This window comes from Thalassotalea euphylliae, from assembly GCF_003390335.1.
In the GTDB taxonomy this organism is placed as follows: Bacteria; Pseudomonadota; Gammaproteobacteria; order Enterobacterales; family Alteromonadaceae; genus Thalassotalea_F; species Thalassotalea_F euphylliae_B.
On the sequence record NZ_QUOU01000001.1, the window covers coordinates 4,554,820 to 4,579,880 of the forward strand.

Annotated in this window: 22 protein-coding genes and 1 tRNA gene; 9 read left to right on the plus strand and 14 right to left on the minus strand. The window is 44.7% G+C overall.

The window, feature by feature from the left end:
* Nucleotide 1 precedes the first annotated feature (1 nt).
* Nucleotides 2-979 (minus strand): serine/threonine protein kinase, encoded by a 978-nt coding sequence (locus DXX93_RS19775; RefSeq protein ID WP_116009615.1) that lies wholly within the window; start codon nt 977-979, stop codon nt 2-4.
* Nucleotides 979-2,418 carry a cytochrome c oxidase accessory protein CcoG gene (gene ccoG / locus DXX93_RS19780; RefSeq protein ID WP_116009616.1) on the minus strand — a complete coding sequence of 480 codons (1,440 nt, stop codon included), beginning with the start codon at nt 2,416-2,418 and terminating at the stop codon, nt 979-981. The genes DXX93_RS19775 and ccoG overlap by 1 nt, the downstream gene beginning before the upstream one ends.
* Before the next feature lie 129 nt (nt 2,419-2,547).
* Between ccoG and DXX93_RS19785 the strand changes: the two genes are divergently transcribed.
* Nucleotides 2,548-2,901 carry a hypothetical protein gene (locus DXX93_RS19785; RefSeq protein ID WP_116009617.1) on the plus strand — a complete coding sequence of 118 codons (354 nt, stop codon included), beginning with the start codon at nt 2,548-2,550 and terminating at the stop codon, nt 2,899-2,901.
* Here the strand turns inward: DXX93_RS19785 and DXX93_RS19790 are convergent.
* The 7 genes from DXX93_RS19790 to DXX93_RS19820 form a co-directional block, all read right to left on the minus strand.
* A complete protein-coding gene (locus DXX93_RS19790) occupies nt 2,878-5,199 on the minus strand; it encodes an FdhF/YdeP family oxidoreductase (RefSeq protein WP_116009618.1) in 2,322 nt (773 codons plus the stop codon). The genes DXX93_RS19785 and DXX93_RS19790 overlap by 24 nt on opposite strands.
* Entirely contained in the window at nt 5,199-6,149 is a 951-nt protein-coding gene (fdhD, locus tag DXX93_RS19795) for a formate dehydrogenase accessory sulfurtransferase FdhD (RefSeq protein ID WP_116009619.1), read from the minus strand. Before fdhD ends, DXX93_RS19790 begins: the two co-directional genes overlap by 1 nt.
* A gap of 128 nt (nt 6,150-6,277) precedes the next feature.
* Nucleotides 6,278-7,654: a formimidoylglutamate deiminase gene (locus DXX93_RS19800; RefSeq protein ID WP_116009620.1), complete on the minus strand. Its 1,377-nt coding sequence runs from the start codon at nt 7,652-7,654 to the stop codon at nt 6,278-6,280.
* A gap of 13 nt (nt 7,655-7,667) precedes the next feature.
* The gene (hutG, locus tag DXX93_RS19805; protein WP_116009621.1) at nt 7,668-8,474 is read right to left on the minus strand and encodes an N-formylglutamate deformylase; all 807 of its coding nucleotides are present in this window, start codon (nt 8,472-8,474) and stop codon (nt 7,668-7,670) included.
* Between the two features lie 187 nt (nt 8,475-8,661).
* Nucleotides 8,662-9,171 carry an META domain-containing protein gene (locus DXX93_RS19810; RefSeq protein WP_116009622.1) on the minus strand — a complete coding sequence of 170 codons (510 nt, stop codon included), beginning with the start codon at nt 9,169-9,171 and terminating at the stop codon, nt 8,662-8,664.
* Nucleotides 9,172-9,341: 170 nt separating this feature from the next.
* On the minus strand, nt 9,342-9,998 hold the full coding sequence (locus DXX93_RS19815) for a peroxiredoxin-like family protein (protein ID WP_258872726.1): 657 nt from the start codon (nt 9,996-9,998) through the stop codon (nt 9,342-9,344).
* 100 nt (nt 9,999-10,098) lie between these two features.
* Nucleotides 10,099-11,985: a methyl-accepting chemotaxis protein gene (locus tag DXX93_RS19820; RefSeq protein WP_181902275.1), complete on the minus strand. Its 1,887-nt coding sequence runs from the start codon at nt 11,983-11,985 to the stop codon at nt 10,099-10,101.
* Nucleotides 11,986-12,402: 417 nt separating this feature from the next.
* Here DXX93_RS19820 and purU point away from each other — a divergent pair, with 417 nt between their 5' ends.
* From purU to hemN, 5 genes are all read left to right on the plus strand, one after another.
* Nucleotides 12,403-13,263, plus strand: coding sequence for a formyltetrahydrofolate deformylase (purU, locus tag DXX93_RS19825; RefSeq protein ID WP_116009624.1), 861 nt, complete (start codon nt 12,403-12,405; stop codon nt 13,261-13,263).
* 1,195 nt (nt 13,264-14,458) lie between these two features.
* A complete protein-coding gene (yihI, locus tag DXX93_RS19830) occupies nt 14,459-15,043 on the plus strand; it encodes a Der GTPase-activating protein YihI (RefSeq protein ID WP_116009625.1) in 585 nt (194 codons plus the stop codon).
* 12 nt (nt 15,044-15,055) lie between these two features.
* The gene (locus tag DXX93_RS19835; RefSeq protein WP_116009626.1) at nt 15,056-15,553 is read left to right on the plus strand and encodes a DUF2489 domain-containing protein; all 498 of its coding nucleotides are present in this window, start codon (nt 15,056-15,058) and stop codon (nt 15,551-15,553) included.
* 31 nt (nt 15,554-15,584) lie between these two features.
* Nucleotides 15,585-15,917 carry a TraR/DksA family transcriptional regulator gene (locus DXX93_RS19840; protein WP_116009627.1) on the plus strand — a complete coding sequence of 111 codons (333 nt, stop codon included), beginning with the start codon at nt 15,585-15,587 and terminating at the stop codon, nt 15,915-15,917.
* 92 nt (nt 15,918-16,009) lie between these two features.
* Nucleotides 16,010-17,380: an oxygen-independent coproporphyrinogen III oxidase gene (hemN, locus tag DXX93_RS19845; RefSeq protein ID WP_116009628.1), complete on the plus strand. Its 1,371-nt coding sequence runs from the start codon at nt 16,010-16,012 to the stop codon at nt 17,378-17,380.
* Nucleotides 17,381-17,423: 43 nt separating this feature from the next.
* Here the strand turns inward: hemN and DXX93_RS19850 are convergent, their stop codons facing one another.
* On the minus strand, nt 17,424-17,969 hold the full coding sequence (locus tag DXX93_RS19850; RefSeq protein WP_116010068.1) for a DUF1285 domain-containing protein: 546 nt from the start codon (nt 17,967-17,969) through the stop codon (nt 17,424-17,426).
* Between the two features lie 147 nt (nt 17,970-18,116).
* Here DXX93_RS19850 and DXX93_RS19855 point away from each other — a divergent pair.
* Nucleotides 18,117-18,192 (plus strand) — tRNA-His (locus DXX93_RS19855).
* A 139-nt stretch (nt 18,193-18,331) separates the two neighbouring features.
* Nucleotides 18,332-19,361, plus strand: a protein-coding gene (locus tag DXX93_RS19860; RefSeq protein WP_441351376.1) for an IS630 family transposase whose coding sequence is annotated in 2 segments (ribosomal slippage) — nt 18,332-18,790 and nt 18,792-19,361 — 1,029 coding nt in all. Because the reading frame shifts where the segments join, the coding sequence is not laid out codon by codon here.
* A gap of 100 nt (nt 19,362-19,461) precedes the next feature.
* Here DXX93_RS19860 and DXX93_RS19865 read toward each other — a convergent pair.
* Nucleotides 19,462-19,725: a CBU_0592 family membrane protein gene (locus tag DXX93_RS19865; protein ID WP_116009629.1), complete on the minus strand. Its 264-nt coding sequence runs from the start codon at nt 19,723-19,725 to the stop codon at nt 19,462-19,464.
* 279 nt (nt 19,726-20,004) lie between these two features.
* Between DXX93_RS19865 and DXX93_RS19870 the strand changes: the two genes are divergently transcribed.
* Nucleotides 20,005-20,571, plus strand: coding sequence for an SOS response-associated peptidase (locus DXX93_RS19870; RefSeq protein WP_116009630.1), 567 nt, complete (start codon nt 20,005-20,007; stop codon nt 20,569-20,571).
* 65 nt (nt 20,572-20,636) lie between these two features.
* On the opposite strand, the gene DXX93_RS19875 is transcribed toward DXX93_RS19870, so the two are convergent.
* The 3 genes from DXX93_RS19875 to DXX93_RS19880 form a co-directional block, all read right to left on the minus strand.
* Nucleotides 20,637-22,277, minus strand: coding sequence for a TIGR04141 family sporadically distributed protein (locus tag DXX93_RS19875; RefSeq protein ID WP_116009631.1), 1,641 nt, complete (start codon nt 22,275-22,277; stop codon nt 20,637-20,639).
* Nucleotides 22,278-22,309: 32 nt separating this feature from the next.
* Nucleotides 22,310-22,480 carry a hypothetical protein gene (locus DXX93_RS20835; protein ID WP_181902276.1) on the minus strand — a complete coding sequence of 57 codons (171 nt, stop codon included), beginning with the start codon at nt 22,478-22,480 and terminating at the stop codon, nt 22,310-22,312.
* A gap of 107 nt (nt 22,481-22,587) precedes the next feature.
* A complete protein-coding gene (locus DXX93_RS19880; RefSeq protein ID WP_116009632.1) occupies nt 22,588-24,678 on the minus strand; it encodes a winged helix-turn-helix domain-containing protein in 2,091 nt (696 codons plus the stop codon).
* Nucleotides 24,679-25,061: the final 383 nt, after the last annotated feature.

A 25,061-nucleotide genomic window follows, 5' to 3' on the forward strand; every position in this document is an offset into this window, starting at 1 on the left:
TTTACGGTAATAAGCTTAGCGGTGCCTGCGTTAATGCGGCGTGTTGTTCTTTCAACACTAACACCTGTTGTTCCCAGTATTTATCGGTATTAAACCACGGGAAATTACGCGGAAACGCTGGGTCTTGCCAACGTTTACTTAGCCAAGCAATGTAATTGACTAATCGCATTGTACGCAAAGATTCTATCAAGACAAGCTCGCGCGCATCAAATGAAAAGAACTCTTCGTAACCGCTTAACATGGTATCTAATTGTAACAATTGTTGCGATCTGTCCCCAGAGAGCATCATCCACAAGTCTTGGATCGCTGGCCCTTGTCGGCAATCATCTAAATCGACAAAATGTGGCCCTTGCTCGTCACGCCACAAAATATTCCCTGCGTGACAGTCGCCATGTAAGCGTATCGTTGAGTGTGGTTGATACTGGCTTAACGCCAGCTGAATTACTTGATCGAGTACGGTAAAAAAAGCCGTTTCAATATGCGCAGGCACAAAGCCACTCGTGGCAATGGTCTCGCGCGCGGCCAATAAAAACTCGTCCGTGTTAAACGATGGCCGATGGGTAAATGCTTGCTTGGCACCAATGGCGTGAATACGACCGACAAAACGCCCCATCCACTCTAACTGGTCGAGGTTATCAACTTCAAAAATGCGACCACCTCGGCATGGGTACAGCGCAAAGTGGTAGCCTTGGTGCTCAAACAAACTTTTGCCATCGCGCACCACAGGCGCAATCACCGGAATTTCTTGCTCGGCTAGCTCTACGGCAAAGTCGTGCTCTTCTTGAATTTGTGCCAGTTGCCAGCGCTGTGGCCGATAAAACTTAGTCACCCAGCGCTCGCCATGATCATCTTGGAATTGATAGACGCGATTCTCGTAGCTATTAAGCGCCAACAAGCCCGATTCGGCATATACGCCAACGCTGTCTAAACCATCTAAAATTAAATCTGGCGACAGCGATGAAAAATCAAATACAGCCATTAGCGCTTCTTAAAGAAGCGGCTATCATGCGTTAATCGCACACCGCTATCTTGCTCGGCAAGTTCAACAACAAAGGTAATATCAGTCATATAATCTTTTAACTCGTAAGGGTCTACGGCAATACTAATGGGCAGAGTATATACCGAAGCCGCCTCAACAAATACCTCGTTGTCGCCAATCCATTTTGCCCCGTCGATACCTTCAACCGATAAGCGATATGTGTTGTCTTGCTGCGATTTGTTCAGAATTTTCAGTGTGTAAACATTTTCCACTTCGCCGTTAAAATTCTCACGAGCCAATTCGTTGCGATCGCGAATAATATCCATTGAAACAGGCACACGTGTCGCTATTTCATAACCCAATAGCGAAGTCATGATCACTAATAAGGTGGCGTAGCCAATCAACTTACCACGGACGATATGCACTTTCTTGCCTTCCAGCTCGTGCTCTGTGGTGTAGCGAATTAAACCCGGCTCGTACTTCATCCGCTCCATCACGCCGTTACAAGCATCAACACAAGCCCCACAGTTAATGCACTCGTATTGCAGGCCATTGCGAATATCAATGCCGGTTGGGCACACCTGTACACATAAATTACAGTCGATACAGTCACCTAAACCCAAGGCTTTGGGATCTTGCTTGCGACCGCGCGCACCGCGATTTTCACCGCGCTTGTCGTCATAAGACACAGTCAGTGTGTCTTTGTCGAACATGGCTGACTGAAAACGCGCATATGGGCACATGTGTAAACACATGATTTCACGCATCCAACCGGCATTGCCATAGGTACAAAACGCGAAGAACCACACCACACCCGTTGCCATGAGCGAAGCTTCAAGGGTAAAGAAATCGACGAAAAGATCGCGAATAGGGGTGAAATAACCCACGAAGGTGAGCGCGGTGAGCACAGAGAAAAACAGCCAGCAGAAGTGTTTTAGTGCCTTTTTACGCAACTTGGTGGCGTCCATTTTTTGCGCATCGAGTTTTTTCCGCTGGTTGGCACTGCCTTCGATTTTCTCTTCAAACCAAATAAAAATGAATGTCCACACCGTTTGCGGACACATGTAACCACACCATACTCGCCCTAAAAACGTGGTCACAAAAAACAACAGGAAAGCGCTAAGAATAAACAGCCAAGCCAGTAAGGTTAAATCTTGTGGCCACAAGGTTAGGCCCCAAATATTGAAACGCTGCTCACCAATATCGAATAACACCGCTTGTTGGCCGTTAAAATGCACCCACGGGATAGCCGCAAACATGAACAAGAAGACAAAATTCATCTTCTGGCGCAATTGTTGGAAAAAACCCGTGACCTTGCGTACGTATATTTGGTCGCGCGGCTTGTACTGCTCTTGCGTACCGCCTTTAGGTTGATGAATTTCTACGTTTTTAACAGGAATTACGGATTGAACGCCCGATTTTTTACTTTCGTCACTCACTCTAAACCCTAGCCCCCTGGGATGATTGAATTTTGTTTTGCGCTAGCTGCAAAAGTAATCGCTGATTAGAATGTATTCTTTGCAGAATTTTGATTATGCTACCGCCACTGCACCATTATATGATAAGCCATGAAAAATATATTGATCTTAATCGTTTTCGCCGCTGTTTTTCTGCACTTTTACCCGCAGCCAGCAGTGACCAGTTGGTACGAACAACAAAAAGAAACTGTACTGGAGGTGTTTTCAGACGCCACCGACACGAAAGCGCGCCTCAAAGCTGATCGGGTTTACAAAGACTTGGAGCCTAAATTCAATCAATTTCGCCCCAGTGAGGTAAAGTACGTCAAAGAAATCACCAGTTCTCGACGTGCCATTAAAGCTTATTACCGCGAAAACTGCGCAGGCAAACGCGACGGCAAGCTGCACGCCAACAACCAAGCCTTGGTGTGCCAAACTATCTCAAAGTATACGAGCTTCTTTTAACTCAGGTTTATGCGGCCTCACCACAATGGCAATCGACTTTGACGTCGGTGTAAAACTCTGGTGCCCGACACTGGCAAGTGGCACCAAAGCATTCGCCTCTGGAAAGTATGCCGCCGTATTACCCGCAGGCATATCGTAAGGTATCAGTTTAAAACCGAGTACTTGGCGTTTAATATCGTCGCCCCAAAGCGATTCAATATCCACTTTCGCACCCGCCGATAGCCCTAACGCGGCGATATCGTCGGGGTTCATCAAGAGTATGTCGCGCTCACCGCTAATGCCACGGTATCTGTCGTCAAAGCCGTAAACAGTGGTGTTGTACTGATCGTGAGATCTAAGCGTTTGCAACGTAAACACTTTATCGCTGGACAAGGCTCTTATCGAGGCAGGCACGATGCTTTGCGGTAACTCATGGGCGTGAAAGTGCGCTTGTTGCGATGGTGTTTGCCAAATACGCTGCGCGGCGTGGTTACCTAAATAGAAGCCACCTGGCGCATTTAAGCGTTGATTCATATCCCCAAAGCCGGGGATCACTTGGCTGATCAACTGGCGAATTCTGCTGTAATCAGCAATCAACGCCTGCCAGTTAACGGGTGAATTACCTAACGTCGCTTCAGCCATACCTGCGATAATCGCTGGCTCAGAGCGCATTTCGCCAATATCACTGGCAACAACACCCGCAGAGGCGTGCACCATAGAAAATGAGTCTTCAACCGTCACCTGTTGTGGCCCTGCGAGCTGCTGATCGATATCGGTACGACCAAGACAAGGTAAAATTAACGAGCGTTTACCTGGGGTGACGTGGGTGCGATTCAGCTTAGTGGCAATATGCACGGTGAGCTGGCAATTGCCCATTGCTTGCTTACTCAGCGCGGTATCTGGCGTTGCCGCGACAAAATTACCGCCTAAGCCAATAAATACCTTGCTGCTTCCCGCCAGCATGGCTTCAATCGCTTGCACAGTATTGTGACCGTGCTCACGTGGCGGCGCAAAATCAAATACCTCAGCGAGTTTATCTAAAAAAGCAGCATCCGGCTTTTCATTAATCCCCATAGTCCGGTCGCCCTGCACGTTTGAATGGCCGCGCACCGGACATAAACCTGCACCGCGTTTGCCCACTTGGCCGAACAGCAATTGTAAGTTAGTCATCTCTTGGATGGTCGCCACCGAATGCTGGTGTTGCGTTATCCCCATTGCCCAAGTGAAAATGACGTTATCGGCTTGCTGATACAAGGTGGCCGCTTGCTCAATTTGCGCTTGACTGAGCCCTGACTGCTGCTCAATCTGCTGCCACGCCGTTGCCTCAACTGCTGTTAAATAGCTTTCCAACCCTGTCGTGTGCTCGGCAATAAAATGATTATCAAAGACCGTATCGCCTTTTGCCATAGCTTTTTTATGACGCGCTGCGAGCACTTTCACCATGCCGCGTACCGCCGCCATATCACCGCCTAAATTCGGTTGAAAATAATGGCTGGATATCTGTGTCGCGCCGCCAGAGAGCATTTCGCTGGCAGATTGCGGGTTGGTAAAGCGCTCTAAGCCACGCTCTTTTAACGGATTAAAGCTGACAATATTTGCGCCACGCCTAGACGCCTGACTCAAGGTATCGAGCATACGCGGATGATTCGTCCCGGGGTTTTGACCAAAGACAAAAATGGCATCGGCATGTTCAAAGTCGGTGAGCGTTACTGTGCCTTTACCGACACCAATCGCTTGTTTAAGCGCAACCCCACTGGCTTCGTGGCACATATTAGAGCAGTCAGGAAAATTGTTAGTACCAAAAGCACGTACAAATAGCTGGTATAAAAAAGCCGCTTCGTTGCTGGTGCGGCCAGAAGTATAGAATTCCGCTTGATTAGGGCTGTCTAACTGATTGAGCTGCTCAGCAATTAAGGTAAACGCCTGTGACCAGCTGCTCGCTTGGTAATGGCCTGACGCAGCGTCATAACTTACGGGCTCTGCCAAGCGGCCTTGCTGCTCAAGAAAATAATCACTTTGTTTAGCAAGCCAAGCTACCGAGTGTTCAGCAAAGAACTGAGCTGTAACGCGCTTGCCTGTCGCCTCCCAATTAACCGCTTTAGCACCATTTTCACAGAAGCGAAAACGCCCCGGTTCGTCTTTCTCCCCCCAAGCACAACCCGGGCAATCAAAGCCGTGGTCTTGGTTGGTTTTTAACAAGTTCTTAATGTTCTTGGCGACGTTGTCACTGCGCAGTAAGTGTTTTGCGGTGCTCGCAAGTGCTCCCCAACCACCAGCGCTGCCTGAATATTTTTTGTATGGGCTTTTATCCGACACCATTATTTATCCGCAGACAAGGGGCGTTCAATCAGCGACGGATGTTCAATGCGCAACTGCCCTTGCCCACAGTACACATTCGCTTGTTTAGCCCTGGTAAAACCGATCAAGGCAATATTAAATTGCTGCGCAGTGGCAATCGCAAGATCTGAAGGGGCGCCAACGGCAACAATGGCAGGGATCTTTGCTGCAACGGCTTTTTGCACTAATTCAAAGCTGATCCTGCCGCTTAGTACCAAGACACTCTTCCTCAGACCAACTTGCTGTTGGTAAGCGCCGCCTAGCACCTTATCAACGGCGTTATGGCGGCCAACATCCTCAGCCGTAAAAGCAAGCTTATTATTTTGCTCATCGGCAAGCCACAATCCGGCGCCGTGACTGCCCCCCGTTTGGGCGAACAAATCTTGGCTATCGCGCAGCAATGCAGGCAGAGTTAACAGCTGAGCAGGCATCAGCCATTGGCTCGGAGCCTTTTGCGGCTCGTAGCGCAGTGCCAGTTGTTTTAACTGGCTTTGGCCACAAACGCCACAGCCCGATTGACTGGCAAACACACGGCTAAAGCGCTGCCAGTCTACCACGACATGCGCTGCCAGCTTCACCTCGACTAGGTTCTCTTCGCTAAGTGATAAGGTTTGCACATCCGTAAGTGCGTTGATAACCCCTTGGCTGATCAAATAGCCCAAGACTAACGCCTTGTCATCGCCCGGCGTGCGCATTACCACCGCCAGTGATCGCTGTTGCCAGTTTCCTTGGTCAAAAAAGCTCAGCATGATCTGTAATGCTTGCTCACTGGCAACCATATCGCCCAATACTTTGACAGAGACAGCACTTGATGCCTTGTCACAAACAAGGCGGGTCGTTTGCTGCTCATTGCAGATCACCAGCTGGGTTTTACTGATTTGGCTGGCTTTATCGGCCTGAATAGCTTTAGTGGCTTGAGACGCTGATTTCAAATGTATTAAACCCTTTAGATTGAGAGACTGCGCTAGTTTAATGCCGTAGCCAGCTGTTTATCTGAACTCGTTATTTGCACTACTGACTTTGAACTACTGAGCAGTACCACTTAACCTAACCACTTAACCTAGCCACTCAACCGAGACAAGAGTGCACTAAATTTTTCATGAGTTTCTTGTGCTGCCGCATGTTCGCCATTAGTGACCACCCACTTACCATTGACCATCACATCAGCAATAGCAGGGCTGGAAGAAGCAAACACTAGGCTGTCTAAACAATACTGTTGGCCACTGGCATATACCGAAAGCTTAGCATCATCTAACACCAATAAGTCAGCTTGCTTGCCAATGGCTATCGCGCCAGTATTCGATGACGTGCTTTGGGCACCACCCTGCGCGGCACTTTGCCATAAGTACTGACCAACCGATGGCGTCTCATCAGTGGCGAGAATAGCGCGTTGCTGTTTAGTTAAGCGCTGTGCATACTCCAGCCAACGTAACTCTTCCACTGGGTTTACTGAAATATGACTATCTGAGCCAATCGCCCATTTCCCTTGCTCGCCAACAAATTCGGCAGTGGGAAAAATACCGTCACCTAAATTAGCTTCAGTCGTCGGGCAAATACCGGCTATGGCGCCGCTAGCAACAATGCCACGTCGCTCTTGCTCGTCAATATGGGTTGCGTGAATTAAGCACCAATGTTGATCGAGCGTCATATTGTCTAAAAGCCACTCGACAGGACGCTGACCGTAATGGGCGATACAGTCATTCACTTCCTTTTGCTGCTCAGCAATGTGAATGTGGATCGGTGCATTGGCGTCTTTGGCGCGTACATGCGCAACGGCCTCAACCAGCGAGGGTTTATCAACGGCACGCAGTGAGTGGGGCGCGATACCGACATTGCTATTGCCGTAGTGCTCAGCCAGTGTAAAACAATCATCCACCAAACAATTGAAATCAGCGACCGAATGAATAAAACGTTTTTGCCCGTCATTCGCTGCTTGCGGGCCAAAGCCGCTAAAGCGATACAATACAGGTAACATGGTTAAGCCAATACCACTGGTATTAGCCGCTTTAAAAATGGCTTCCGCCATGGCCGCTGGCGATTCGTGTTGCTGACCTTGCTGATCGTGATGCAGATAGTGAAACTCGGCTACACGGGTATAACCTTGCTTGAGCATTTCGATGTAAAGCTGCTGCGCAATTAACTGGGCATCAGCCACCGTGAGTTGCTCAAGAAATTGGTACATGATACGGCGCCATGTCCAAAAGCTGTCTTTGCCCTCACTGCCCTGCTCACTAAAACCGGCAAATGCGCGCTGAAATGCGTGGGAGTGACAATTCACCATGCCCGGTATCACAATGCCTTTGACCATGTCGGCATCATTTTCAGTCATATCACCATGCGTCTCACAAATGTCAGTGATGATACCCGCTTCGATAGTCACTAATTGATTGAATCGCCAACCATCAACCGTCAGTAGTTGTTTCGCAAATAATTTCATCTCAATATCCCTGTTATTGTGGCTGATGAGCGCTAAGCTCAGCGCCAAAACCAATTAAGGTTTCAACGAGTGCTTTTAGCTTAGGTTTAACTGCTGCTGCACGCTGCTCACAATAGCTCAAACTTGCTTCGTCCATATACGTGATTTGCGATAGCTCTAGTTGCAGCGCGTGAATATTCTGCTCAGGCTCGCCATACGCGCGGGTAATGTAACCGCCTTTAAAGCGCCCGTTAGTGACTTTGCTATAAGGGGCAAACTCCAGTGCTTCGACACGTTTAGTCAGTGCAGGCGAGCAGCTCTGGCCATCAGCACTGCCAAAGTTAAAATCAGGTAAGCGACCTTCAAAAAAACGTGGCACGTGAGACAAAATCGAATGGGCTTCCAGTAGCACCGCCGCGCCAAACTTCTGCTTAATTGCAGCTAACTCCCCCGCCAGTGCTTGGTGATAGGGTTGCCAATAATTCACGACGCGGTTTTTGACTTCTGCTTCGTCTGGGGCTTTACCCTCAAGATAAATAGGTGATAAATCAAAGGCCGTCGTTGGGCAAAGCTCAGTGCTGTTCGCGCCAGGATAAAGATTGACGCCGTTGGGATCGCGATTTAGGTCAATGACATAACGATTGTACTTAGGGGCAATAATGCTCGCACCAAGCTCGCTCGCAAAATCGTAAAGCACATCTAAAAACCAGTCGGTATCCCGAACAGCTAACCCGGCTTTGGTCATGTTAGCGGCAATGTCGTCAGGTAACGCTTGGCCGTTGTGTGGCATGCTAATAAGCAGTGGCGTGCTGCCTTGTACGAGTGAGTAACTATTGGTCATGGCATCTAATTGTATATACAAGTTGTAACGCTAATTTACCATGCGCATTCGAATGGGCGCAACTCGGCCTATTGAAACGAGTGAATTGCACTGATAAAAAAGCCGAACGTACGGTTCGGCTAAAACATGGTGTTTATACCCATTCGATTAATGCAATGGGGATAAGCAGAGTCGCGAGGTCGCTGTGCTAGTCTTTTTTAAAGCGCGCGACCGCAGTACCTTGCTGATCGATAAACGTTAGCGTTTGATCCACGACTTCGTAACTGGCGACTTGCGTGACTGCCTTAGCAAATTTCGCTTCTAATGCCATGCCTTGTTGGCAAAACATCTTAGTCATCGCTAAGTGACCCAAAGACAACGTCGTTTGATCCGCAGTATAAGCGCCAAAGTAACGATTACAGCCAGAAAAACCACTAATTTGTTGCTGTGCTGAGTCAAAACGCAAACTGATCGGCTTACCACCGTAACCGCTCACGTCCTCACTGCCCTCAAGTTCAACCAACTGCCATTGATGCTGATGAAGTCGTTCCATATTGTGCATGGCATTTACCTGTGCAGTATTTGAAGCAGAAGAGCTAGCGGATGCTGAGGAATGGGTTGTGGAAGTTGCGGAGTTCACAGGGGCTTGATTGCTGCACGCACTGACTGTCAGTAAGGTGCTCGCGACAACGCAAGCTGCGCCTAAACCTTTATTCATACTCTGTTTCCTTTCGAGAGTGTGGTTGTGATTGGCGCTATTGTAACCAGCTAGCCGCCAACAAGCGACTAGTTGGTTACAATTTTCAAACGACACAGCCCCAGTGCTCAGGCGTTGTGACGCTTATGTAAAGGCTCTTATTTTAAAAGCCTTGTTTTATAAACCTAAGCTTACTTCACCAATTTAGCAGCGGCTAATAAGATTTCCGGCTGTAAACGCACTCTAAAGTTAGGGTTTACATAGCTAAACTGTACTAAGCCCGTGCTGTCGATCACGTAGATGGCAGGTACAGGTAATACTAAGCGCGATTCACCATCAGCGTTTTTCTGCAGTGGGTTAGACAACTTCATGGCCGCTAAGTAGCGATCTGTCGTTTTCTTGGAAGTGAAAAACGCTAAACCAAATGCTTGGCTGATCGTTGAGTTGTAGTCAGACAACAGTTGATACTCAAGTGACATTTTCTCAACACTTTTCTTTAAGTCTGCTGGCGCATCGGTTGATACCCCAATCAGCTGAAAACCTGCTTTTTTCAATTCTGGCTCTAACTGCTTTAGTTGGCCCATTTGTGTATTACAGAACGGGCACCAACCACCGCGGTAGAAGAATAAAATAGTTTTCTTGCCATCAAGCACTTCTTTCAACGGTTTGCTGTCGCCGTTAATGGTGACCGCATCCACTGCTGGCACCATTTGGCCATTAAGTAACGGGCTAACCCAGTCAGCGCCCTCGGCGATCGGCTTAGTTTTCATCATCTTGCTATCGGCCATACTGGCTGGCGCAAACAACACTGACAAGGCAATTACTACAGGTATAAATAACTTCATCATAAACAGTCTCTTTTAGTTTTAATCAGCGCAATTGACCTTGTTTCGAGCCAATTTCTTTCACTCAATACCATATTGAACGCATTCACAGCGCCCAAATGCGTTACACCTTAAATTTGCGCACAAGTCCGTTCAAGTCATCAAATACCTGCTGCAATTCATCACATGCGTGCTGTGTTTGCTGCAAGTTATCAACGCCTTGTTCGTTTAAATTCATCAACTGCAAAATATCTTCATCAATACTTTGGATCACGTTAACTTGCTGCTCAGTCGCGACTGCTACCGAGTGGTTTTCTCGCTCGACATCACTAAGCGCACCAATGACTTGTTGCATTTTATCGCCTGCGACATTAGCTAACGCGACACTGTTGGCACTATTGGTTTGGCTTTCCGCCATGGTATCAACCACCGCTGACGAACCTTGCTGCAAGCTGCCGATCATCACTTCAATTTCAGTGGTTGCCACTTGTGTGCGCTGCGCTAGCTGTCTTACTTCATCGGCCACCACAGCAAAACCTCGGCCAGCCTCACCAGCGCGCGCGGCCTCAATAGCAGCATTCAAGGCCAGTAAATTGGTTTGTTCGCTGACCCCTTTAATCACATCGAGAATATTGCCGATATTCTGCGTTTCTTGGCTAAGTTTAGTGATGTCATCGCTTGAGCCAGCCATCACTTCGCTGAGTGTATGCATCGCAACAATGTTATCGCTGATTGCCCCGACACCGGCCTGAGATTGATCATGCATGGCTGAGGTTAATGATGACGCTGTTGCGGCATTGATAGAGATTTCTTGCGCAGAGCTGTTCAATTCAGTTACGGCAGCAGAAACATTCGTACCTCGGCTTAATTGCTGCTCAGCCATCGATATCCCCGTCGCTGCGCTGTGACGCACTTGATCAATTTGGCTATTGAGCGTGGTCGCCACCGTGTGTACGCGGCTCATGGATTGATGAATCGTGTCGATAAAGTCATTAAAATCTCGGGAAAGCTCGCCGATCTCGTCTTGACTGATCACCGCTAAGCGCTTGGTAAGATCGCCATCCCCTTGGGAAATATCTTTGATGGCATGGGAAAGTTGCTGAACAGGTTTTAACATTCGACTTAACAGCAGGTTGAGTAAAATGACCGTTGCGATCACGCTGATCAAGCCGAATACAATGGCACTCATGCGCGCACTTGCCAGTGGCGCATAGGCTTTGTCTTGATCGAGCACAACACCCAAATACCAGTTAACCGATGAAATCCCCTCCACTGGCATAAACGCAATAATTTGATTACGTTCGTCAACATCCATTAATTGGCTGCTAAGCGACGCATCGTAGCCTAATAAGTCGCTGATGTTTTTGTCGATGTACTGAGCATCTGGGTGACTCAATATTTTCCCTTGCTCAGTGACTAAATAGGCATAGCCTAAACCTAAAAACTCAATACTGTTAATAATGTTAGCCACTTTGTCGAGTAAGATATCGCCGCCCGCCACACCAATAAATTGACCTTGTTTTTCAATTGGCGTCACCGCAGAAATTAATAACTGATTGATGGTGACATCCACATAAGGTTCAGTAAAAGAAGGCGTACGTGCTTGTTTAACTTGGCGATACCAAGGGCGCTGCCGAGCATCAAAATTATCGGGCAGCACAATACTCGGATCATCAAGAATAAATTCGCCCGATTGCTCAACCGCAATGTAGGCATTTTTAAAATCACCAGCATTATCGGCTTGCACAGCAATATCAAACATTTCAGGCACACTGCTCTCAGCGTTTGTTGCGCTAGCAATCGCCTCCACTATTGCCAGCTTACCGTTAAGCCAATTGGCAATATTACCAGAGACCGATGAGGCAATTTCGGTAATACTCTGCTGTAAATGGTGATGAATCTGTTTATTTGCTGCGGTGTAGTTGCGCACGGTTAATACCGATAAGGCAACAATAATTAATAGTGCAGCGATCAAATTGATTTTATGAGCGAACTTTAATTTAGCGAACATATACATCTCAACTATGTTTTCTATCTGACTGTGTTTTCTATCTAACTGTGTTTTTTACTAACAGTGTTTCTGTCTGACTGTAATTTTTATCTAACAGGGTCTTGTTTTTAACGTACTCAGCTGCTCAAGGGTTAACTTGGGCTATCGCTATTTGACGTTTTAAGTTGCTTTTTCAACGGGTTAAGTGCCGCCCTTAAACCTGACGCACTTGTAAAAAAAGTGTTAACTTTTCAAATAGTTAAAATCAGCGAACAAGGTTATAGCACGATAACGATGGCCAGGCTATGGTTGTCGTGGTCATCGTCCGTTAGTGATCAACTCAAAGATATTTCAGTAAACACAGTCTTATGCGTTTTTGTACTAGCCTTGTCGGCAAATTTACTGGCAAGATACGGTTTTTGAAATTAGGAAGTGTTCATGCAGCCCCATCACCATTATGTTCTCACTTGGCAATGTCCTGATACCTCAGGGGTATTAGCCAAAATCACCCAAAACTTGTATGAACACGGCGCGTTTATTACCGAAACAGCGCAGTATAGTGATCCTTACAGCGATACTTTCTTTTCTCGCATTGCTTTTGATGACCGTTCACTGACAGTACCGATCGAGGAATTCAAAGCAGGTATCGACACACTCGCTAAACCTCTCAATATGCGGTACCAATTGCGTAGCCGTGATTTACTGCCGAAAGTCGTGATTGCCGTTTCAAAAGACGATCACTGTTTAGTCTCGCTGCTAACGAAGTGGAAAGCAGGTGTTCTGCCGATTGATATTGTAGCGGTTGTGTCAAATCACACCGATTGCCAAGCATTAAGCGAATGGCACGGCATTCCATTCCACCACCTCCCCATTACCGCGGAAACGAAAGCGCAGCAAGAAGCACAAATGCTAGCCTTGTTTAATGACTATCAGGCAGAGCTATTGGTACTGGCAAGATATATGCAAATTTTGTCTGACGATTTATGTGATAAGTTACGCGGCAAGGCCATCAACATTCACCATTCATTCTTACCAAGCTTTAAAGGCGCAAGGCCATATCACCAAGCACATGCGCGTGGCGTCAAAGTTATTGGTGCAACAGCACACTACGTAACAGCGGATTTAGATGAGGGGCCGATTATCGTGCAAGAGGTCAAACCCATTAATCACACATTTACCATAGATCAAATGGTGCATATGGGCCACGACCTGGAAGCGACGGCGCTTTCACACGCGGTAAAAATGCACGCTGAGCAACGCATCTGCTTAAATGGCGACAAAACCGTTATTTTGGCCTAATCCTTTTAAACGAATATAGCGCCATTTATTGCATTCCGCACATCGTCATAGTGGCGAGTAAAAATTTGCTCGTCACGCTCAGGTCACTGAGTTTTCACTAGCCTAGTGTTAGCTTAATTTGCACCAAACTAGGCTTTATACCAATTGAATTAACTAACATTTAATCGCAGTAGCGCATTCGAAATGAACACAGCATCGTTACTGAGCCTTTACCAGAGTCAATGCCCCTTATTTGTGCATTGCCTTTGTTCTTGACTATGGCATTCGTTTTCTCACCCAATAATCGATTTAAACGACTCTGTTTTATACTGCGTAATGGTGAATTTTCGCCAAAAATCTGAGGTTGCTCTCTGTTGAACTGCAATTTATGACCGTTTTTTCACCGAAACGGTGCCTAAATTAGCGTAAAAACACAGCACAATGTAATCCAAAACCCAAAAACCTTGTAAGACATTTGCTATTTTCGATATTTTTTTCAATTTTTTCACACTCGATTACAATTTAATTACACTTTTAATACAGGAACTTAGCTGGAAATAGTCAAAATGTTTAAAAAAACACCGCAAATATAACTTGCTGTTATGACCTAACAAGGTAAAGTAATGATCAGCTTACAAATTAACTGTGCTGATTAAGGCGCATCAGTTAACAAGCAAAAATTAAGAAAAAGGACGCTAGTACCACTAGATTTGCACAGGAAGCAAGATGTCATTCACCCTAATGTTACTCGCTAGGTGAAGACCTTATTTTAAACACGGATGGTTTACTCGATTATCAGGATGATAAGTTTACTAGTCCAGGAGGGCTCGTAAGGATAGCCCAAAAAGCGTCAGGAAGACCGAGAAAAACAAAATACGTACGGAAATGACCATAATAAGACAGGATATAATTGAATTAACAGGGACTGTGCTAATTAGGTAGGACACCAATTCAGGATCGGAAAAGATATTGATGGCGTGAGCCACAGTTACTCTCCAGAAGCGATGCAATGCATCGCTTTTTTCTTGTTGGCCTATTGAAATTAAACGCAAGGAAATTGAACACTGGCCGGTATGTTCGCACTAACCATTAAGTTAACAGTGCCATTAACACATCAGTGAGCGGTTCAGGTAACAAAGTCAAACAGTGAGAAATTTTCCATCTCCTGTGAATTCCCGTAAAATACCCCCCATTCATTCCGTTCACAATAAATCCCATGACACGCAAAAAGAAATCAAGAAAGCCAGGCGTTGGCTCGAGTGGTATGCGCAAAACTGATACTGCTAACAATCAAGTAGTGGTTTCCGATAAAAAGCCTAAGAAGAAAACAGGTAAAGCGGCGGGTAGTCGTCAACTTGAAGGCACTAAAAAGAAAAACACAGGCGCTATGGGCAAGCCTGCCAAAGATCCACGTGTTGGCAGTAAAAAGCCTATTGAATTGGGCGCTGTTGCCACGGCAGTAACCAACACCAAACCGACTAAAGCAAAATCAAGTAAACCGCCTATTGCCAGTGTCCGTGTGATTGACTCGGCTCCTAGCGTTGCGCAGCAACTAGCCGCGATTGAAAACGATGAGCGATTGCAATTGATTCTCGCCAAGCAAGAACAAGAAGCAGCACTCAGCGCAGAAGAAGTCGAGCTATACAATGAACTCATGGACGAATACGAACGTTTATCTGGCGAGCTGGAAGAGCAAGACGAAGCAGGTACAAACAAAGGGCAAGCTGAGTCGTTAGCTGATGATGATTTGTGGGATAAGCTCGACACCAGTGATTTTTCAGACTACTCAGATAAAGACTAAGAGCCAGCCGACATGACGACAACTTCTTGGCTAGTATTAGCTGCAATTGGTGCACTCATTATATTTGCCCTTGCCATTTATGCTGGCAAGCTGCTGATGCAACTAAAACAGCAAAACGCAGCCCAAGCCAAAGCTGAGCAAGAGCGCCAAGCGCAGTGGCAAAAACACGATCGCAAAGTGCTCGACAGTTTATTGATCATCGTCAAAGCAATGAAAGAAGAGCAATGTGAATATGGTGAAGGCGCTTGGCGCTTAACCGTATTGATGGACTCACTTAAATTGACGCCCGCTATGTCGGCACAATTTCCTGCTATAGTTGAGTTATACGACAGTATAAAACATCACGCGATTTTAGCTGAGCGTAAAAAATTGCCCAAGCAACAACGCATGAAACAAGATGTCGAGCGCATGCAAGCGGAGGCAAAACTAACGGAGCAAATTTCATTGGAACTCGACAGCCTATATGAAACAGCAACCGAGCAACGAGCTAGTATAAGCGAATCTTCCTAACCGATTATTCGCTCATGCTAAGGAGCGAATAATGTCTGAACAGTTATCACAACAACCCGAGCAGTTAAAACAACAATTCACTGAGCGCATTGTTGCTCTGCAACAGCGTATTGACTCAATTCACCAAGACTTTGCTGACGGTCGCCATGCCGATTGGTCAGAGCAAGCGGGTGAGCGTGAAAACGATGAAGTGCTTAACGCGTTAGAATCTGAAGCAAAAATTGAGATACAACAACTTTCTAACGCCATTACCCTGATCAACAATGGCAACTATGGCTATTGTCAAACCTGCGGTGAAGAAATAAACCCCAAACGCTTAGCCGTACAACCCGCAGCCATCAAGTGTATTAAGTGCGCTGAATAGCCATTTAACCATTCCTTTCAGGCCTTGCGCTTGATCAACTTTTGCCATGATGTCTTCTGATAAAATACTGCGCTTAACATTCAGGAGATATCATGCAAGTTGCACAGTTATTCGATAAAAAACTTTTAGCCAAATACAACACCAGTGGGCCAAGATACACGTCTTACCCTACGGCGCTAGAGTTTCACGACGAATTTAACGACCAAGCGTTTATTGATGCTGTCGCTGGCTCAGATACGCGTGATTTATCCATTTACGTGCACATTCCATTTTGTCACAGCCTTTGTTATTACTGCGGTTGTAACAAAATAGTCACGCGCCATCGCGACAAAGCGGATATCTACCTCGATTACCTTGCCAAAGAAATCATTCAACGCGCCCCATTGTTTAGCGATTACCAAGTCAAACAAATTCACTGGGGTGGCGGTACGCCAAGCTTTCTCACGAAAACACAAATTACTCATTTAGTTAACTTGCTCAAGCAACACTTTACCTTCGCCGAGCAGTTGGAAATGAGTATTGAAGTCGACCCGCGTGAAATCGAGCTAGACTTAGCCGCTCACCTCTATGCGCTTGGCTTTAATCGCATGAGTATTGGCGTGCAAGACATTGATGAGCAAGTGCAAAAAGCCATTAACCGCGAGCAATCAACCAAATTTATTACTGAATTTACCCATCACGCAAAAGCCGTAGGGTTTCAATCCATTAACATTGACCTGATTTACGGGTTACCACACCAAACACTAGACACCTTTGGTCGCACCTTAGCCAGTGTTGAAGAGATGGCCGTCGATCGTATTTCACTGTTCAGCTACGCCCATTTGCCATCGCGCTTTGCCGCGCAGCGCAAACTAAAAGACGAATGGCTACCCAATGCCAACGAAAAACTCGCACTCATGCAACTCGCGATAGAAACCCTATGTCAGCAAGGTTTTGATTTTATCGGCATGGATCACTTTGCCAAACCCGATGATGAATTAGCGATAGCACAGCGCACGGGCAATTTACATCGCAACTTCCAAGGTTACACGACGCAAGGTGATTGTGACTTATTGGGCTTAGGGGTTTCTTCAATCAGTGCCGTTGGCCGCTGTTATAGCCAGAACAACAAAGAGCTTAAACAGTATTACCAAATGATCGACGCGCACCATCACGCGGTTGAAAAAGGGGTAACGCTTAATACCGACGACGTGCTACGCGGCCAAGTCATTCGCTCATTAATGTGCAATATGTCGCTCGACAAGCGTGTGATTGAACAAACCTTTGACATTGTGTTTGACGACTATTTCGCTGAGGAATTGGTCTCGTTGGAAACCTTTATTGAAGACAACTTAGTGACTAACCGCGAACACGAGATTGTGGTTCACGCCAAAGCAAGGTTACTCATACGTAATATCTGCATGAGCTTTGATGCTTATATGAAGCAGCATATCCACCAGCAGCGCTTCTCTCGAGTGATCTAGACTTACGCTGAACCTCTGGCAGATTAGTAAAGGATAGGGCGTATTAATAACGCCCTATTTCATATCCTCGCCCTTGGCTGTGCATAAACAGGCTAGTGCAGCCATTGGTTGCAACTTCTTGCGCCGCCTCAACCCATTGATAATAAACATTGCGATGTACTTTCGCCTCTAAATTGCGGCGTACTGTAATGTAAATGTTACCCTCGCCATCTAATCGAAGTGGGTGGTGCTCGCTTAACACCAACTCATCGCCCAAATTCGTCGCCAGCAGTAGGTCTGAGTGTGGCTCGCCACCTTGCCACTCCCAACGTGTAATTAAAAATGGGCTGTCTTCCACCTGAATTTTTACTTTCTCAACCGGTGTTACCAAGAAAAACTCGTCGCCTTCCTTTTTTAATACCGACGCAAACAGCTTAACCAAAGACAAGCGCTTAAACGGCGTGCCCATATAAAACCAGTCACCGTTTTGTTTAATCTGTAAGTTAATCTCACCACAATATTCAGGGTTCCATAACTCTACGGGCGGCCCCTGCTTTTCCTCACCCGACAAATGCCCATCGAGCTGCGCGAACAAATTATCTAACGACATAGTGCTGCCTTTTTCATCAATTTTTATACTAATGGTATTAATTTTACTGGTATTGCAAGAAATTACGAGTTGGCGCTTGTCAAAGCCCAGTAAACTGATATAGAATCCGCGCACTGATTCGCACAGGCGAGTTAGATTTCCTTGATGGTGGCATTAGCTCAGTTGGTAGAGCCCTGGATTGTGATTCCAGTTGTCGTGGGTTCAAGTCCCATATGCCACCCCACTCTTTTCTCACTTTATTCCTTTAATATTTAAAATAAAAAGCACGGCTTTACTGTGCCAATCCTTCTATTACTTCATGTTATACCAATTGAAATAAACATGTGATCTAATAGCCATGACTTTTCAACCAGTAGATCAGCATGCATCACCCAACAGAATTAAAAAAGCTCGCCCAACAAGAAAGTAACGCGAGAGTCCGAATGAGGTTGCTCGCCATTTATCACTTTTCACTTGGTCAAAATAGAGCGCAAATAGCTCAATTACTCGGTGTTGCTCGAGGCAGCGTTAATAAATGGGTTAACAGCTACCTATCGGCAGGGCTTAAAGGGCTGCAATCCAAAGTAAACAAGGGGAGACCCTCCAAACTCTCACAAGCGCAACTGAATCAGCTGTCAGCATTTGTGTTGTCCCATGCAGAAAAAAACAGTGGCGGTAGACTGATTGGGGAAGATATTCAACAGTTCATTGCTCAAGAATTTGATGTGACTTATTCACTACGCAATATCTATCACCTGCTCCATGCGCTCGGCTTTAGTTGGATAACGAGCCGCTCCAAGCATCCTAAGCAATCCGAACAAGCCCAAGCGGTTTTTAAAAACCTTCCGACTGGAAACGATCCTTAACACCCCATGGCATGTCCAGCCCGAAGACGTTGATGTGTGGTTCCAAGATGAGGCTCGTTTTGGCCAGCAAAATCAAGTAACAAGAACGTGGGCGAAAAAAGGAAGTCGTCCACGGGCGGTTAAACAACAGCAGTTTGACTACGGCTATTTATTTGGTGCTGTTTGCCCTTCGACAGGCCAAACCGAAGCGCTAATTACGCCGCTCGTCAATAAAGCGATGATGACAGAGCACTTGTCTCAAATATCCAAAGCTACACCTCAGGGTAGACATGCGGTGGTTATCATTGATGGTGCGGGGTGGCATACAATGGATACAGCTAGTCCATTTTCTAATCTTACGCTAATCAAGTTGCCACCCTATTCACCAGAGCTAAACCCAATTGAGCAAGTGTGGCAATGGTTACGCCAGCACTGCTTATCTAATCGTGTATTCAGCGGGTTTGATGAAATAGTAGAGCAGGTTTCAGTCGCTTGGAACACATTCATTTCGGATATTGATAGAGTGAAAAAACTCTGTACTCGCGATTGGATCAAGGTGGTCAGATAATTATTTCAATTGGTATTATATGGGTTTCATATGGCACAAAAACCGCCGTAACTCAGTACGGCGTTTTAAAATAACTAATGGTTTTTAAGGCCACAAGCCATTAACTGGTCTGTGCTGGCTCTCGCTGATAATAACGGTAAATACCAACCAATGACGCTGCGATCCAGAAAATTTCAATCACAAAGCTCGCCAGATTAAAGTTAATACACAGGCTGATCAGCAGTAAAATGGCACCAGTTAAATTTAACAAGTTATACGCCATGCCTTTTGGGCTAAGTTTTTCTAACTGAATTAAAAAGAAAGCAAGCACCACTAAAAACGTGCCTGTCATACCGATAATATCGGCAAATAAACTAAGAGACATTCTCACTCCTAAACGATGTAATTACCTGGCGCGGTTCCTTGGAGACTAGACCATGTTAGCGACTCAAAGCCGTTAACTTCCTTCTGGCAGAATTTAATGATTCGAACACGCACGATAGACGTCGAAATTTAAACCGGCGGGTATTCTAGTGATCTAGCGCTAAGAATCAATAGCGAATTATCCCGTATTGGTGATTATTCCAGTCGCGTTAGCGTTGACAGTTAAGTCACGTGATAAAAATGCTAGTATTAGCATTAACTTGGCAGATAAGAAGCAGCTATGTGTGGCCGATTAAACATTATTGACGATCCTATCGCACAATTTATTAACGATGTGTTAGGGATTGAATTTAACCTTGAAACCAACCCTGATTTGCGCCCTTCTGAGGATATTGCCGCCATTATTTGCCCCGGCGGGCAATTTCAACAACTCAATGCGACATGGGGTATTCAGCCTGAGTGGTCAAATCGACTACTCATCAACGCACAAGCTGAAACCGTCAACACTAAGCCAACATTTAAAGCAGCGTTTGGCCACAGCCGTTGTTTAGTCCCTTGTTCAGGTTGGTACGAATGGAAAGCCGAGAATGGCAAGAAAGAAAAATATGCCTTCACGCACGCCAATAAACAACCGTTCTTAATGGCGGGTATACTTTATGACCTTGCCGCCCCCAAGTTGGTTACCTTAACCACTAGCCCCAACGAAAAATGCGGCGAAATTCACCAACGCATGCCTGTGCTAATCCAACCAGCGCATATCGACTACTGGTTCAATGCGCAACCAGATGAACTTAGCCCTTTGATGGACGCCATCAATGACGATCATATTTCAATCAAGCTAGCTTAGGCGTTAGCTCGCTGAAAACGCTTAAATCATTAACTATCAATTTAACGCATTAAGTTGAAATTACTTTATGATAATTTTGCTTTGATCGGCGCAATAGACTTTACATCAATATTCTGTTCAATATCGATCACTGTAATCGACACTTTGTAACCAAGTGCTATCAATGACCTATGGGCATTTTTCAGTGTGATCTTTGAGAAAAATGGTAAATCTAGCGGCAAGTTTTTCTTCGTTACTATGCCAAACACTACATGATAGTTGTCAGTATTTGGTGTTGCGAAAACATCAGTAAACTTTGCTTCTGCGGGTAACTTCTCGTTGAGTTTTTTTCTAAAATCTGCATCGACTTTTAGCAGCTCACTAGAAACTTGAGCCTGATAGAATAGATGGCTTAAAGTAGCAGAACCGCTATAGCGCTTAACGTGAATTAAGTTTGTATGACTCTTAACCTGTAGCAAGTCACAAAATTCAATTTTACTGTGTCGACCGCCATGAATTATATTTTTAGCATCAAGGCAATGACCACCTATTTGCGTAGCTGCATCGTTATTATACAAGCCTTCGCTGTTATGCGTATAAGCAGGTAATTTTATTTTATTGATAGGAATAGGTTTTAACGCATCATCAACAGCCTGTTGGTAAGATGAAGCAAGATTAAACCATTCACCACTCCTTAGTAGATAAGTATTACCTTTGTACTTTATCTCAGTGTTAATACACCGGTATGCAGACCAGCTATAGAGTACACGACCGTCACTCATTCGTGCCCAGATAGTTTGATTTTCCAGTATTTTTATTGTGAATGGCTTGCTGCCAGATTTTTTTTCCAGTACCTCTAGCAAATGATCAAGCCTAAGAAATAAATCAAGTTCCTTACTCTTCTCGGTAAATGAATACCCTTGTAGCTGCTCATGGTCTACCACTTCAGGCTCACCCAACCATGCTAAATCTTTAGCAGAGCTACTGTTTAACAAGACCACCAGCTCATTTTTAAGATCTGCAATTAGCGGCTTGTCCGTTACTCGCTTTATATTATCAACCCAAGTAAATTCACTCGGCAGTGGCTTCTTGTACTGGTTGTAACAGGCAGTTAGGGTAGGAACTAAATCAAAAATATCTATCTTAGGACTAATTTTTAGCACATCTCGACCAGATATTTTAACACCGAATAAATCCGTGAACTCGTCTCTAACTTTTGCTGAAAGAGCCTGAAGAAAGTCCATTTCCGTATCAATAAGCAGGTTATAGATATCACCTCCTTTACTACTTTGTGTTCTGGCATTTAGCGAAGTTAATTCGCCAGTAGCCTTATCAAGGCTGCGAATGTCGTCTGCAACAATTGAGTTTAAGACCACTTTTAATCCGAACTCTCTGACAATAATTTCGTCATTGCGTAGAAAGTGACCTTGCCCAAAAGAGAGGATAAATGTGTTTTCACTAACTCGAATAATCAATGTTGCACCAATGCTAAGTGATTCTCCGAGCATTTCTGCTGAAACTCCGGGTGCAGACGCTAAAAATTCTATCCATCCTGGTTGCGACTTTGACTCTTTTTTAATATACAACGACGTACTTGAGTCGCCGATATCTAGCTCAAAAGGAGCTAGACATTTAGACGTATCGATGAGTTGTGAGTCCAAATGATCTGCATACTCGCTTTTAACTAAACATACAGAAAGTTCTATCGATCTTTTCTTAACTGCCATTGCAAATAACCTTACATGTAAAAACTCTACTTTTAGTTGTCTTTACACATTGGGAACTTACTACATATTTGCTGAATTGGTGTTAAATCAACATCATCATTGATGATTGGGGTCTTAGTATCTTCAAAAGTAAAAGCGCAAGCATAAAAGCCAGAAGATAAGGTGAATAATGCAACAACTGTATACTGGGTAAGTTTTTTCATGGTCAATCCCGTCAATTAATAAACGGGATACGACTTTAATTACAATTCGCCCAGTGCAAATCTCGACGATATAATAATTACATCACCATTTTATAATTTGAAATTAACTAATTGAAAATTATCTTTTTTATTTCCATTTCTGTTTGTCTTTTGGCGGTAAAATACTGTCGTCCTGCATCGACATCAAATGTGTGTACCACAAACTCATCACTGAAATCATGCGATAGCACCAGCTTATTGGTTAACAAGTCGAAACTAACCAGCTTATTTTTATCCAAAATATAAAGACGGTTATTATTTACTTGCCACTCAATGCTGGTTATTTTCGCTAATTCGGCAAACGATAATTTGTATGTTGTCTGATCATACAAGCTGATTTCAACCAAGCCTAATCCGGTAAATTGCTGGCCATAATATTTATTAAAATCACAATCAGCACTTATTTGGTAAATATCTGACAAGACTTTTATTGGCCGCTGCGCCGCATTATCAAAACGATACAAACTCCATATACCGTTAGACTTTGCGGTAAAAAGCGACTCTCCTGTTTTACAATCCGACACTAGGCTTTCAACTCGCCAACCTGCTGGTGTGAGCTTTACTAGTTTTTGGGAGTCGATACCAAGTCGATAAAGTTCGTTATCCTGAATAAAAAATAGGACATTTAGATCTGTATTTAAGTGCTTATCTTTTATCGCACTGTATCTTTTAAATGAAGTCAATTGAGTTGGAGCACCTTTGCTTTTAAGCCATATCTGCGGCAAACCACTTCGATTAGAGGTAAACAAAGTGGTTTCACCTGACACCTCAACACCGTAATCTTGATAACTGGAAGCGACTATTTCCTGATATTGTTCAGTAGACACATCGCCTTCCCAAATATCAGCCACATGAAAATCCCCCTCAACAATGTAGGGAACACCATCATAATCAAGGTAAGGTGCTAGTGATTTTTGTTGCAGGCTGGCCAATAAAGTAATCTCACCATCCTCGGTATTTTGAGCCACTAATCTATTATCTTGATCAATGTAATAAAGAGTTTCGCTGCTATTATCCCAACTTGTCCTGTATATATTGTGTGTTACCGTGAGTATGTGTTTTATTGCCCCCGTGGCTAGTTCAAGTACCATAATATCCACCTGCGAATAGGATGATGCTCGTAAGAAAGCTAACTTTTTACCATCAGGCGAAATAGTGCTCGAATAGTCGCCAAAGCTGGCACTAGGTGGAGCGACTAACGTTTCTGCATTAAGGGTTTCAATATTCAAACGTGCCAGCTCAAACTTAGACTGGCCGTTAAATCTCGAAAAATAAAGCCATTCTTGTTTATCACCAACGCTCAATGGGGTAATGCTGGCTAAATTGCCGCAACCAGCCAAACGCTTGTGAACATTTTTTTGCCACACATCGTCTGCGCGCCAGATGGAACAGCTATTACCGATATTTTTTATATAAAAAATAACATCTGTATTACCAAGCCATACAGGTGAATTTGAATCTTCGTTTTCATCTGTTATATAACGCTCTTTCATGCCGTCAGCGGATTTAATTTTTATTCGCCAATTTTCCGCTCCCAATGGGCGATAGCTGTAGGTTAGTTGGCCGTCACGCCTAACATTCAGGCTAAATTCCTGCCCCTTTTCAACAGTCACAGGTGAGAGGCTAACCGCTTTTTTTTCATGTTGGTGAGTGTTTTCAAGCACCTTGTACAAGTAAAACCCTCCTCCAACTACCATCGCAATACAAATTAGGTAAAAAAAAGCGGCGTGATAACTAGATTTTATTGGTAAATGTTCAGTTGATACGGGCGCTAAAGAATATTGGTCTGGCTCAGCAGGTTCAGGTTTTACTTCGTTAAGTAAACTTATAGGAGCAATTAACTCATAGCCCAGTTGGGGGTGGGTTTTTAAGTATTTGGGGGCTTTGTAGTTATCCCCAAACAGCTTTCTTAACTCTGATATTTTATTATTAACGGCTTGCTCAGAAACAATAGTGCCAGCCCAAACCTCTCGCTCCAATACTTCTCTAGAAACAATTTCCCCCTGATGTTGCGCAAACAGTTCAAGGATTTTAGATTGCTTGGGTTCTAACTTTCTCTCTTGCCCACCTTTTTCAGGGCGATGGTCGATAAGCAAAAAGCGAGCAGGTACAAACTCGAAGTCGTCAATCAAATAAATAGGTTTAGGTGAATTTTCCATAGAAAAGGTGGGTAACCTGCCCTGATAACAATAAAGAAGACAACAACACAATGTTATTTAATAAATGGCTACAGCCCTTATTTCTTCTAGCATTATATAAAAATTACAAGAAAATTATACTGTTATTATCTTAATGTAAATACAAATGGAATAGTTTAGCCGTGCACTTAATGAAAAGTGCGATTCATAAAAAGCACACACAAAATGTATGTTAAAAAAATTTCTTCTGCTTTATTAGCCGCTCTGTTCACACTATCGAGCTTTGGCGCAATTGCCGCATGTCATGATACAGAAATTGGAACAATCTGTTGCACTTCAGATCCAAATGTAGGTGTAACGTGCGACCTTAAAATTGGTTAACAAATGAGTTAAAGTTGCAGGGG

Bases quoted from the DNA above. Each gene is read 5' to 3' on its own strand.
- DXX93_RS19775 (WP_116009615.1), bottom strand. From the start codon at position 979: ATGGCTGTATTTGATTTTTCATCGCTGTCGCCAGATTTAATTTTAGAT.
- DXX93_RS19785 (WP_116009617.1), top strand. From the start codon at position 2,548: ATGAAAAATATATTGATCTTAATCGTTTTCGCCGCTGTTTTTCTGCAC.
- DXX93_RS19790 (WP_116009618.1), bottom strand. From the start codon at position 5,199: ATGGTGTCGGATAAAAGCCCATACAAAAAATATTCAGGCAGCGCTGGT.
- DXX93_RS19800 (WP_116009620.1), bottom strand. From the start codon at position 7,654: ATGAAATTATTTGCGAAACAACTACTGACGGTTGATGGTTGGCGATTC.
- hutG (WP_116009621.1), bottom strand. From the start codon at position 8,474: ATGACCAATAGTTACTCACTCGTACAAGGCAGCACGCCACTGCTTATT.
- DXX93_RS19810 (WP_116009622.1), bottom strand. From the start codon at position 9,171: ATGAATAAAGGTTTAGGCGCAGCTTGCGTTGTCGCGAGCACCTTACTG.
- DXX93_RS19815 (WP_258872726.1), bottom strand. From the start codon at position 9,998: ATGATGAAGTTATTTATACCTGTAGTAATTGCCTTGTCAGTGTTGTTT.
- DXX93_RS19820 (WP_181902275.1), bottom strand. From the start codon at position 11,985: ATGTTCGCTAAATTAAAGTTCGCTCATAAAATCAATTTGATCGCTGCA.
- purU (WP_116009624.1), top strand. From the start codon at position 12,403: ATGCAGCCCCATCACCATTATGTTCTCACTTGGCAATGTCCTGATACC.
- yihI (WP_116009625.1), top strand. From the start codon at position 14,459: ATGACACGCAAAAAGAAATCAAGAAAGCCAGGCGTTGGCTCGAGTGGT.
- DXX93_RS19835 (WP_116009626.1), top strand. From the start codon at position 15,056: ATGACGACAACTTCTTGGCTAGTATTAGCTGCAATTGGTGCACTCATT.
- DXX93_RS19840 (WP_116009627.1), top strand. From the start codon at position 15,585: ATGTCTGAACAGTTATCACAACAACCCGAGCAGTTAAAACAACAATTC.
- hemN (WP_116009628.1), top strand. From the start codon at position 16,010: ATGCAAGTTGCACAGTTATTCGATAAAAAACTTTTAGCCAAATACAAC.
- DXX93_RS19850 (WP_116010068.1), bottom strand. From the start codon at position 17,969: ATGTCGTTAGATAATTTGTTCGCGCAGCTCGATGGGCATTTGTCGGGT.
- DXX93_RS19865 (WP_116009629.1), bottom strand. From the start codon at position 19,725: ATGTCTCTTAGTTTATTTGCCGATATTATCGGTATGACAGGCACGTTT.
- DXX93_RS19870 (WP_116009630.1), top strand. From the start codon at position 20,005: ATGTGTGGCCGATTAAACATTATTGACGATCCTATCGCACAATTTATT.
- DXX93_RS19875 (WP_116009631.1), bottom strand. From the start codon at position 22,277: ATGGCAGTTAAGAAAAGATCGATAGAACTTTCTGTATGTTTAGTTAAA.
- DXX93_RS20835 (WP_181902276.1), bottom strand. From the start codon at position 22,480: ATGAAAAAACTTACCCAGTATACAGTTGTTGCATTATTCACCTTATCT.
- DXX93_RS19880 (WP_116009632.1), bottom strand. From the start codon at position 24,678: ATGGAAAATTCACCTAAACCTATTTATTTGATTGACGACTTCGAGTTT.